The 11,337-nt window shown below is 37.5% G+C and carries 12 protein-coding genes; 6 read left to right on the top strand and 6 right to left on the bottom strand.

From position 1 onward, the window contains the following. Positions 1–257, top strand: a 257-nt coding sequence (locus tag D569_RS24195) for an integrase core domain-containing protein (RefSeq protein WP_156823001.1), incomplete at its 5' end; no start/stop codon positions are given. 111 nt (positions 258–368) lie between these two features. Here the strand turns inward: D569_RS24195 and D569_RS0121775 are convergent. After that, entirely contained in the window at positions 369–824 is a 456-nt protein-coding gene (locus tag D569_RS0121775) for a DUF2269 family protein (RefSeq protein WP_018934561.1), read from the bottom strand. 147 nt (positions 825–971) lie between these two features. Beyond that, positions 972–2,429 carry a Na+/H+ antiporter NhaC family protein gene (locus D569_RS0121770; protein ID WP_018934560.1) on the bottom strand — a complete coding sequence of 486 codons (1,458 nt, stop codon included), beginning with the start codon at positions 2,427–2,429 and terminating at the stop codon, positions 972–974. Between the two features lie 301 nt (positions 2,430–2,730). On the opposite strand from D569_RS0121770, the gene D569_RS0121765 reads away from it, so the two are divergent. After that, positions 2,731–3,735 carry a permease gene (locus D569_RS0121765; protein WP_018934559.1) on the top strand — a complete coding sequence of 335 codons (1,005 nt, stop codon included), beginning with the start codon at positions 2,731–2,733 and terminating at the stop codon, positions 3,733–3,735. Positions 3,736–3,748: 13 nt separating this feature from the next. Continuing rightward, on the top strand, positions 3,749–4,696 hold the full coding sequence (locus tag D569_RS0121760; protein ID WP_018934558.1) for a TIGR03943 family putative permease subunit: 948 nt from the start codon (positions 3,749–3,751) through the stop codon (positions 4,694–4,696). Between the two features lie 74 nt (positions 4,697–4,770). Here D569_RS0121760 and D569_RS0121755 read toward each other — a convergent pair whose 3' ends face one another. From D569_RS0121755 to D569_RS0121740, 4 genes are all read right to left on the bottom strand, one after another. Next, positions 4,771–5,202: a small multi-drug export protein gene (locus D569_RS0121755; protein ID WP_018934557.1), complete on the bottom strand. Its 432-nt coding sequence runs from the start codon at positions 5,200–5,202 to the stop codon at positions 4,771–4,773. A 236-nt stretch (positions 5,203–5,438) separates the two neighbouring features. After that, a complete protein-coding gene (locus D569_RS0121750; protein WP_018934556.1) occupies positions 5,439–5,882 on the bottom strand; it encodes a flavodoxin domain-containing protein in 444 nt (147 codons plus the stop codon). Positions 5,883–5,899: 17 nt separating this feature from the next. After that, positions 5,900–6,949 carry a ribonucleotide-diphosphate reductase subunit beta gene (locus D569_RS0121745; RefSeq protein ID WP_018934555.1) on the bottom strand — a complete coding sequence of 350 codons (1,050 nt, stop codon included), beginning with the start codon at positions 6,947–6,949 and terminating at the stop codon, positions 5,900–5,902. A gap of 86 nt (positions 6,950–7,035) precedes the next feature. Next, the gene (locus tag D569_RS0121740; protein ID WP_018934554.1) at positions 7,036–9,324 is read right to left on the bottom strand and encodes a ribonucleoside-diphosphate reductase subunit alpha; all 2,289 of its coding nucleotides are present in this window, start codon (positions 9,322–9,324) and stop codon (positions 7,036–7,038) included. 393 nt (positions 9,325–9,717) lie between these two features. On the opposite strand from D569_RS0121740, the gene csaA reads away from it, so the two are divergent. The 3 genes from csaA (at position 9,718) to D569_RS23300 (ending at position 10,951) form a co-directional block, all read left to right on the top strand. Beyond that, positions 9,718–10,047: a chaperone CsaA gene (csaA, locus tag D569_RS0121735; protein ID WP_018934553.1), complete on the top strand. Its 330-nt coding sequence runs from the start codon at positions 9,718–9,720 to the stop codon at positions 10,045–10,047. Positions 10,048–10,069: 22 nt separating this feature from the next. After that, positions 10,070–10,258 (top strand): hypothetical protein, encoded by a 189-nt coding sequence (locus tag D569_RS0121730; protein WP_156823024.1) that lies wholly within the window; start codon positions 10,070–10,072, stop codon positions 10,256–10,258. A gap of 165 nt (positions 10,259–10,423) precedes the next feature. Beyond that, positions 10,424–10,951, top strand: a complete 528-nt coding sequence (locus D569_RS23300) for a hypothetical protein (protein ID WP_018934551.1) — start codon at positions 10,424–10,426, stop codon at positions 10,949–10,951. Positions 10,952–11,337: the final 386 nt, after the last annotated feature.

Genomic DNA, 11,337 nt, shown 5'->3' with positions numbered 1-11,337 from the left:
ACTTTCAAGAGCTGGCTAAAGAAAAAGGCATTACCACAAGCATGTCCCGAAAAGGAAACTGCTTTGATAATGCCGTAATCGAATCCTTCCACTCCTCGCTAAAGTCGGAAGAATTCAACACTCAAAATAGAGTGCACCTTACAAACTCTATTGTACTAGAAAAAGTGCAATCTTACATGTATTATTACAACTATATACGACCGTTTACAAAACTAAACTGCCACAGTCCTGTTGAATTCAGGACTATGGCAGCATAGGTGTTTTTTCTTGTCCCGTTTTACTGGGTCAGTTCACGTCTAACTGCTAGCTTTTTCTTTTTCAACGTAGATCAATGAAAGATATGTGAATAACTCGTGATAAACTTTCTGCTAAAAAGGTTTGGTAATCATCAGTAAGATAATGATTAACAGCAAAGTATTTTCTATGTATTCCACGCGCAACAGTTTCTGAAGATTCTTATGATAGGTATCAGGGACGCTTTCAAGGTCTGGATCCGCAATTAGAGCTTTTATTGGAGTTGAGAACTTTTTGAGCAATGTTGGTCCCAATGAGAGTGCTGCAAAATAGAGAATCATACTGGTAACGTACCAGCCTTGCTGAAAAAGAACAGGCTTTAGAACGCCCATCAATAGGCCGGTTAATAATACAAGTATGCCACCAATCATTACAAAAATATGCACCTTCGCTTTTAATGCAAATGCATGTCTAATTTCAGGTAAGCTTTTAGCAGACTTTACGATCGTAGTCAGCACAAAGCCAGGCCCAATCCCCACAATTGCAGAAAAAATATGGATTACAAGAAGTACTGTATAAATCGAGTTCATGAAATCACCTACTTACCATCATTATAAAACAATCATAACGAAAAGTAATTGACAAAATGATGAATTATAAAAAGACTTGGCAACTCTTCATGCCAAGTCTTACTATTTGTACTATTTCATCGATCGTCTCGTCTCGCAAACGATCACTTATTGAGGTGGCTCAGTTAATTCTTCGCCATTTTTACCTTGATAACGTAATCCCCATCCAGTTAATGCTGCTACTAGCATAACAATCACTAAGAACCAGCCTTGGAAAACAAATGGGAAAACTGCTGTCGGTGAAACAATTGGCAGCCATTCGTAGGTTTCCTGCATCATAGTGATCGTGGACCAACCAAGTAATACTGGTGCTCCCCAAGGGAAAATATAACCTAAGGCAGAAGTTATAGCATCGAGCATATTTGCACGGCGGTAACTGTGAATCTGATATTTTTCCCCGATTTCACGAACAAAAGGTGCCGCTGCAATTTCGGCCGCCGTGTTAATGGTAATTGCGCTGTTTAACAAAGCAACGATTGCCCACATGGAAATCTCTGCACGTCGAACAGAATTTTTAATCCATTTAACAAGTACAGAGGTAATGACTTGCATAGTACCTCCTAATCGTAATAAGTGTGCGGCAGCTACAATTAATAAAATTAAGATTGCCATATTGATATATCCGGTAATCCCGTTAATAAGTGCACCTTCTACGATATTATCTGAATCAGGATTAAAGCTGATGACATCACTGAACGAGCCTACAGGAAATACTACTAGCATAACAACTGCAACTAAAATTCCCCATGTTAAAGAGGTTATAATATGATGTCCTGATATAGCTAAAAATAAGACAACAGCAAATGGTATTAGCATTAATAATCCTTTAGGATCAGTGGTAGCCTCAATGCTAGCTTGGTTTTCGATTGAACCACCACCACCAAAAATAATAAAGATGATCAATGTAGGAATAGCGGCAGCAATTGCATACTTAAAACGACTTTTTACAACACCAGGTACGTCGGCATCTTGTGTTGTCGCTGAAACAATCGTTGTATCTGACACAGGTGCAAGGTTATCCCCGAATACCGCTCCAGCAAGAATCGCTGCAAATAAAATGGTTGGATCTGCTCCTGTTGCCACACCGGCAGGGAACATTAACGTACAAAAAGCAACCGTCGTACCATAACCTGTACCAACAGCTGTCGAGAATGTGGCAGCCAATATAAAGGTCAATCCAACAAAAAGACCTCCCGTGAACCCGGTAATCATACCGATCCAGACGAGACCCTCGACCAATCCGCCAACTTGCAATACTTGCGCAAACATGCCGGCATAGAACCATGCAACCATTGCTACTACACCAATTGGTTGAGCGAGACCATCAAACAATCCTTGCGCATAATCTGCCCATTTACTTTTACAGAAAAATAACCCCAAGGTAATTCCGAAAATAGCACCTAGTACAAGGCCAATTTCAGAAGATAATTGTAATACACTAGTGGTAATCGCCCATATGACGAAAAATAATAGCGGAACAGCAGCGCCAAATGCACCTAAGCGAAATGTTAATTGGTTAATGGTTGAATTTCCCGTCGCACGTGATAATTCACTATCTTGCTCCATAGAGATTTCCTCCTTCTCTTATATCTTGAGTCTTCTTACAGTGGGAGTTATATCATGAAATTAGTGTCCGTTATCACTGTTGTTTTTCATTGGAATAGGTTTTAGTAATGTATGCTAAAAAACCTTTTAACATTGTATCATATTTATATGGCGAATACGTACGATTTTTTCCTAGATTATCATATAGGATTTGATAGTATAATTAAGCGAAATCATTACGATTTATTTTACCGAAATGATTCTAGAATACTATTTAATACATAGATATAAAATAGTAGATGAAAACAAAAAGGAGAATATTATGAAAAAAAGTTTACCTTCACTGATTATTGATTCTGCTATTCTATTGTTGTTTATTATGGTCGTATATGTATTTGCCTTTAGTGATTCTCTCTCCATCATCGAGTTACCAGATTCTTTTTATCATCTGAATACCATCTTTTTAAGTATTTTAATAGAAGCATTACCGTTTGTTTTAATAGGTGTCATTATCGCAGGAATTATTCAAATATTTATTACTGAAGATCAATTAAAAAAGTGGATTCCTAAAAATAAATATGCTGCTGTCTTTATGAGTTGCGTTGTAGGTGGTCTTTTTCCTGCTTGTGAATGTGGGATTGTTCCGATTGTTAGAAGACTGATTTCGAAGGGTGTACCGATTTATGCAGGGATAGGTTTTTTATTAACAGGTCCTTTAATCAATCCAATCGTGATCTTTTCTACATATATGGCGTTCGGGAATGATTGGCAAATCGCGCTCTTACGGATGGGACTAGGTTTCCTTATTGCACTCGTTATCGGTATTTTGATTAGCTTTCTATTTCAAAGTAATCAGTTGAAAACAAGTGTAGCAACAGTATCCAGTTGTCAAGCAGACAGTGGTAGTGGTAGTCAATCCTTCTTGGACAAGGTTGGTAAAACGTTAGTACATGCGGTGGATGAATTTTTTGATATGGGGAAATATTTAATTATTGGTGCTTTTTTAGCTTCATTTGTACAAGTATATGTTTCTACCAATTTGTTAGTTAGTATAGGGGAGGGCCATGTTGCATCGCTTGTCGTCATGATGGGATTAGCTTATTTACTGTCATTATGTTCTGAAGCAGATGCTTTTATCGGTGCATCTTTTTCCAATATCTTCCCACAAGCTTCTATTTTGGGATTTCTCATTTATGGACCGATGATAGATTTAAAAAATACTTTGATGATGTTAAGTGTTTTTAAGACTAGGTTTGTGTTGATTTTTGTTGTTATTGTAACAGTGACAGTTTTCATTATGATCAGCCTGTTGCAAGGCTTTATTTAAGGGGGGAAGCAGCATGAAATTAAATGGACAACAGCTATTACGCGCTACGATTCTTTTATTTTTCACGATCTTTATTTTTCGATTACATGTTACTGGTGACATCTTAAAGCTGATTAACCCAAAATATGAAACCTTAAGTCAAATGGGGGCATCACTATTTCTATTGCTATTTCTAGTTCAAATGCATCGAGTGTTTACATTCGGAGCAAAAATAGAACATCACCACCATGATCATGATGAATGTCATGACCACCATCATGATCATGGTGATCAGCCAATGAACCTAAAAAAAGTTTTTAGTTATCTAGTTATTGTTTTTCCTGTTGCAACAGGTATGTTATTACCACTATCGAGCTTGGATGCATCGATTGCGAAAAATAAAGGTGCGACACTATCGATGACAAGTCAAGCTCAACAAGAGGAAACGTTGCAAGGTCAACTAGCTGAAACTCCGACTTCAGATGAGGCTCCTCCTGATTTAGGACAACCAGCAGTTGATGATAATCCGATAGATCCGAATGTCTATCAAAATAAGATTCCAAAGACAGAATATGATCAATTGCGCTCTGATATTTTGCAACAGGCACATATAGAAATGGATGAAACGCTCTTTTCAACGTATTATCAAGAAATAATGGCGCATGCTGAGCAGTTACAAGGGACCAAGGTAACTTTTTCAGGATTCGTTTATCGAGAAGAAGGTTTTTCGCAACAGCAATTAGTAATCGGTCGTTTTTTAATTACACATTGTGTGGCAGATGCTGGATTGATCGGCTTCTTAACCGAATTTGATCAGGCGGCAAACATCGCAGATAATACGTGGTTAAACGTAACAGGGACGATTCAATTAACAAATTATCAAGGAGCTCCAATACCGATAATCAAAGCAACAGAGGTGGAAACCATTAAAGAACCCGATCAGCCTTATGTATATCCGATAAATATTGAGATGGTTGACTAGAGAAGAAAAAAATGTGGTCAGTGACGATCGGACACTGACCACATTTTTTATAAGAAGTAACCTTTCACTTTGGTTTAATTGGTGAAGAAGTCAAATCCAAAAGCGGTTAATATCCCAATTGCTAATGACCATGCTCCGATGCTAAAGGAAGACCATACGAATGTTGAACGTTTGGTTGCACCAAGTGTCATGCCGATAAAAGCAGCAATATGAGAGCCAATTAAGATAGGTCCAAGCAATACCATGCCAGGTAGGCCGTACCTATTCCAAAGAGTGTGTGCTCTAGCCTGCCGCTTGGATTCTTTCTTTTTGCTTCTTTTTCCCAGCCACCCTTTGAATTTATCGTATCCGATAATTAAAGCTATTATTGTTGTCATATTTCCAATGAATGCAACGAATATAACGAGAAAGGGGTTTAAGCCTGATAGAATCCCCAGAGGAATAACAAACGCTATCTCAAACCAGGGTACTGCAGCGCTTAAAAAGATTAGTATATACTCCAACATTATGTCATTCTCCTTTCGTAAGAAAAGCGCAGAGCGCCCGTTTAGAAACGTAGCGACTGGAGCGAATCAACTGAGATAAAGGAATCACGGTGAGTTTACGAACCGATGATGACTTATCGTAGGGCGATTCGTGAAGTCGCCTAGTTTCTGGGCGCTCGGAGTTAGACCAGCACAAATTTTTAACTTTCTTTAACATTAAAAAAAGTTGATGTTTTTAACAACATCAACCTTTAAAGCTATGAAACTACTGCTAATTCACTTGCTAATCGATCACAAAATTTTTCGCATCTATGAAGATCTTCGTCTTGCGGTGTTAACTCTACTTTTAAAGTAACGGCAAGATTAGTGTGAACGTAAAGCATATCTCTAAACATATCAACCGCTCCACAATAATAAGGATAGAAGCTATCTCCTGTTCCAAATACACCAGTAGTAATATGGTTTACCTCTTCCTCTTCAAATGCTTCAAAAACTTCTTCCATTTCCATCGGCAGGTCGCCATTATCCCAAGAGTATGTTCCAACTGTGACGATATCGTAGTTGTGTAGTAGTTGCGGTTGAAACTCATCAACAGGGATTAAGTCGGTTTCGATATGATGGTTATTCATTTTTTCGCAAATGATTTCTGCTAGAGTAGAAGTATTACCAGTTACAGATGTATAGATAATCGCAGCTTTCATCGTGAAAAGCCTCCTTATTAAAGTTCGTCAAAGCCGTTAGATGATGATACTTTCGTATAAGTACGAGATTTTTGCTCGAAAAAGTCTGATTTCGTTTCGTTCATCATTTCATCACTGAAGACATGAATCCATTCCATTGGGTTGTCACGTTCAGGATAATAGTTATCCAAGCCGATTTGGCGGAATCGTTTGTTAGCTAAATACTCGACATAGCCATGGAATTCATCAAGGTCAATACCTTCAATATCTTTTAAAATGTAATCCGCCCATTCTTTTTCTAGCTGTACTGCCTTATCAACTGTTTGGTAGACATATTGAATATTCTCTTCAGTGTTTAATTCTGGATTTTCCGTAAGTAGAATACGGACGAATTGTGATACGAAATAAGCATGTTGCATTTCATCACGTTGAATATAGCTAATCATCGTACTCGTTTTTAGCATTTTTTGCTGACGTGCCAAATGATAGAAGAAGGCGAAACCTGCATAGAAATAGATACCTTCTAAATTAATAGAGTTAATCGCTAATTCAAATAAACGTTGTGGCGTCGGATTTTCACGAAAGGCTTCATAGCTATCCAAAATTAACTGGTTTCGTTTACGGACAATTGGATCTTCCTTAGCCTGATCAAAACGTTCATTTTGTTCACGCAATGGTACAAGTGAGCTTAAAATATAGGAATAGGACTCATTGTGAACCGCTTCTTGTTGTGAGATTACTGCAAAAATAGCTTTAAAGCTAGAATCTGTTACATAGTCCATTACATGTGTCATTGTCGGTGTTTGCAAACTATCTAAGGATGCAAGCTGTGTATTAATACGTAAGAAAACATCTTTTTCCGTTTCGGATAAGTTATCCCATTGTTTGATGTCATCTTGCATATTGATCTCTTGCGCTTTCCAAAAGTTGGCCAATAAGGTCTGGTATAAGTCATACATTTGTGGATAAGCAATATCGTTCCAGTTTAATAAACCTGAAGACTCGCCATTAATAATGCCAGTTGCTTTATTTGGATAAGTAGGATTTAAAAGTTTGATTTTAGTTAAAGATTGATCGACTTGTGTCATTTTCGGTCCTCCCACATTAGTATAAAAGATGGATAGAGAATGCCGTTACCACACTTCCGCGGACGGCATTCAATACATCCTGATGATTAACTATGGCATGCTTCACATTCTTCGATTTCTGTCTGGGAAGTACTGCGAACATAATAAGTTGTTTTCAGACGGTTTTCCCAGGCTGCCATGTGTAAATTTAATAATTCTTTTGCTTTAATATCATGACGCACATAGAAATTAAAGCTGATTGCTTGATCAATGTGACGTTGTCTTTTCGCGTTTTGTTTAATACTCCAAACTTGATCCAATTCGTGACGTGCACGACGGTAATAGTTATAAGTGACATGATCTAAATCTGGTGCTGTCACTTTAAATTTGAAGTTTTTCTTTTCTTCGGCAAATTCCACTGCATATAATGGGTCGATTCCATCTGTGGAGCCACCGATTTTTGCTGTAGAAGAGTTTGGTGCTACAGCCATTAACCAGCCATTGCGAATACCGTTAGCTGCCACATCTTCGCGTAACTTGTTCCAACGCTCTGAATGATAGTCTCTTCTGTCGAAATAGACACCAGTTTGCCACTCGGATCCTTCAAATTCAGAGTAAGCACCTTTTTCTTTTGCTAAATCCATAGATGCTTTAATCGTGTAATAAGCAATATCTTCGTAAACTTTATCAGCATACTCGACAGCTTCTTCAGATTCCCAATGAATGCTTTCTAATGCAAGTAGGTGATGCCAGCCGAAAGTACCGAGACCTACTGCACGATATTTTTTGTTTGTTACTTGTGCTTGGCCGACTGTAATTGTATTAAGGTCAATTACATTGTCTAACATACGAACTTGTATGGAAATTAATCGATCCAATACTTCTTCGCGAACTGCGTTTGGTAAGTTAATCGATGATAAATTACATACTACAAAGTCACCTGGTTTACGAACAATCACGATATTGCCTTCTTCATCTTGATATTCTTTCGAGATTGTTGTCGGAGACATATTTTGTGCAATTTCTGTACATAAGTTACTGCAATAAATAGATGTTTTACCAACACCACGTTTATGTTTGTTCGGGTTTTGACGGTTAACTTCATCACGGTAGAACATGTATGGTGTTCCAGTTTCTAATTGTGCAACCATAATACGAGCCATAATATCCATGGCGCGATATGTTTTTCTAGGAAGTAACGGGTGATTGACTGCTTCCCAGTATTTTTCAGTAAAATATTTGTTGTCTTTTTCATCATAGAAATCCTCAAGACCAAGTGGATTTCCATTTTCGTCTTTCCAGCCCATGATTTGTTTTACTTGATGTGGGCAGAATGTATGCCACTCACCGATACTCTTACCTTGTGCATCTGTTTCTCGTAATTGTCCCATAAATAAGTCTGGGATAGCTACACCTGTAAAGATATCGTGTGCTTTTCGCCGTTCATCACCATTATTTGTTTTTAAGTCTAAGAAACCGTTCATAATATCTTTATGGAATACATCCAGATAGATTGCTACGGCACCTTGACGTTGACCTAATTGGTCCACGCTAACTGCTGTATCGTTCACTAAACGAATCCATGGTACAACACCAGATGAGTTGCCTTTGAATCTCTTAATATCTGAACCTAGGGCACGAACTTTACCGTAGTAGATGCCGATACCACCACCATCTTTACTAAGACGAGCGATATCCCAGTTATTTAAATAAATGCCATCTAATGAATCGTCTACGGTGTCAATAAAGCAAGAAGATAACTGGCCATAGCTTTTACCCGCATTGGATAAGGTTGGTGTTGCTACTGTCATATATAGGTTACTTAATGCCCAATAAGCTTCCTTCACTAATTCAACACGTTTTTCAGGTGCTTCATTTTGCATTAATGTCATGGCAATAATCATAAATCGTTCTTGTGGCAGTTCATATAAGTTACGGTCATGATCTCTTGCAAGATAACGATCTGCTAATAGAAAAAGTCCTATATAGTTGAAGAGTGCATCCTTTTCTGGATCAATTGCTTGCTGTAGCTGATTTATTTCTTCTTTGCTATAATGAGTAAGGATATCGGAACTATAAATTCCTTTATCTGTTAGTAGTTGAATTAACTTGTATAAATCCCCGTATTTTTGAGTAGGTTCATACTCACGATTTTGTGCTGCTTCTTCATATAATTGTGTTAAATGGAAATGAGCCGCAACAAAAGTCCATTTAGGCTGATCCATCGAGATGCGGTTTAATGAATAGAATAAGGCTTCTTGGGTTGAGTCTTTGTCAGATTTTGTAGATTCTTCGATACGTTGCTGTATATCTTTCGTATCTAATCCATACTTTTCTTCTGCTTCTTGTAGAGCTTTGGTGACTGATTGTTTAATAGATTTAACTTCTGTTGTCATGAAAAAACCTCCAATTACATAATAAAAGCGCTCATGATGGAGCGATTAAAACTGAATAATCTATGTAGTTAACTAAACTGCGAAAAATTAGGATTTCGCAGTATTGATGTCGCGAATACAATATATAGATGATTTTGACTTCCGAATTAACTATATATTGTATTTTATCTTATAAGCAGATTTTTGACAACCAAAAAATTTGTGTCAAAATCATTGGATTCTATTAAAAATATGATAGAAAAGTTGATATAGAGACTTCTACTATATCCGATTGGGACCTAAGTATCAAATTTTAAAACTACTGCTTTTGTCAAAAATAGTAAGGAAATGGTATGATAAAAATAATATCGAAAAATGACGTAAAAAAGGACAATAATAACTGGGGTGATAACGTTGGCTTCATTTGATGATTTTTCAAAGTTAGATTTGCGAATTGGAACGGTAATCGAAGCAGCAGATTTTAAAGAAGCGAGAAAACCAGCGATTAAGTTGAAAATTGATTTTGGTGAGTTAGGTGTAAAACAGTCCTCTGCACAAATTACGAAAAGGTATAATCCGGAACAGTTAGTCGGACGCCAAGTAGCAGCAATAGTTAATTTTCCACCATTACGAATTGCCGGCTTTAAATCAGAGGTGTTGGTATTAGGTGGTATACCAGGAACAGATGATGTGGTGTTGCTCAGACCTGATGAAACCGTGGAAAATGGTACGAAAATATCTTAATAAGGAATAGGCGTAGATGGAAATGAATAAGAAAATAAACTCTTATCAAACGTTATTTATGATATTTTTCGTGATAGTCGTACTAGCAATATTCGAATTTGCAGTTCCCGATTTTCAGTTTAAGTCGGTTGTCTTTATTCTACTAGGTGGATTGTCAGCATGGCTAGGGGCAATGTTATCTATTGTACTCTTAAAGGAAAAGGTTAAATGAACAGACAGAGGACTTCCGATCAACGGGAGTTCTTCCTTAAAAATTTTTGGATTGTATCAGTTGCTAAATAAGATGGGAAGGCGGAAAACTTCCTGTCTTTTTATTTGTATTCAGTAGGATAGATAATCCACGTCTTATAGAATTATTTAGGATAGGGTGATTTTCTTGAAAAAAATTATTGGTTTAACAATCATTGTTTCTGTTTTGCTTTTGTCAGCTTGTAGTTCGGAAAAAGAAGCGAAGTCCGAACCGAAAGAAATCGTTGCTCACGAGGTGGAAAATAACAAAGTTGTTAACGAAAAGGAGTGGAAAGACGTCACTGAATTAGAAGAAGGCAAGATATATGATATGGAAACAAATGTAAAAGATTACATAGCAGGAGCGAATCGGATATTTCACGAAGTTCCTGATCAAGATTCAAAATTGATCCAAGCGGGACACGATGAAGCATATTATTATTATATGGAAGCAATGGCGTTGGATAGAGGTCTTGACGTTGTTCAAGTCAAAGGTGTTTCGCTTGAAAAGGATTTTGACAATTTGCAAAAACTGGTGGGAATAATTGAAGAAGGGCACCATAAGCGGACGGAACACATTGACCCTGAAAAATATGGTGCAAACAAACGTGAAGCCGTGAAGGATTGGGAAGAACCAAGCAAAAGAATGAATCAAGCTATCGAATATACAAAGTAGTTATTGAATGACATTGACGTTATGATCAACAAAGACGGCGAAGGTGAAACGTTTGGACTTGCATACCAAACGGACGGACAAATAACAGAGGAACTTGAAGAGTTTATTGAAAGCGGCGAATAATTTCGTCGTTTTTTGTTGTCTAGGAAATGTGAATTTTGGGGATGTGGATAACGAGTTCTTCGAGAACCGCTCTCGCGGACAAAAGAAGCCAAAATCGGAAAAAGTGTCCATGAGAATCGATCTCGCGGACAAAAGAAAGCCAAAATCGGAAAAAGTGTTCATAAGAATCGATCTCGCGGACAAAAGAAAGCCAAAATCGGAAAAAGTGTCCACGAGAATCGATCTCACGGACAAAAGAAAGCCGAAATCGGAAAAAGTGTCCA

It is taken from the genome of Gracilibacillus lacisalsi DSM 19029, from assembly GCF_000377765.1.
GTDB classification, from domain to species: domain Bacteria; phylum Bacillota; class Bacilli; order Bacillales; family Amphibacillaceae; genus Gracilibacillus; species Gracilibacillus lacisalsi.
The sequence above is the reverse complement of the archived record's forward strand: the minus strand, read 5'-3'. Positions and strand labels throughout refer to the sequence as shown.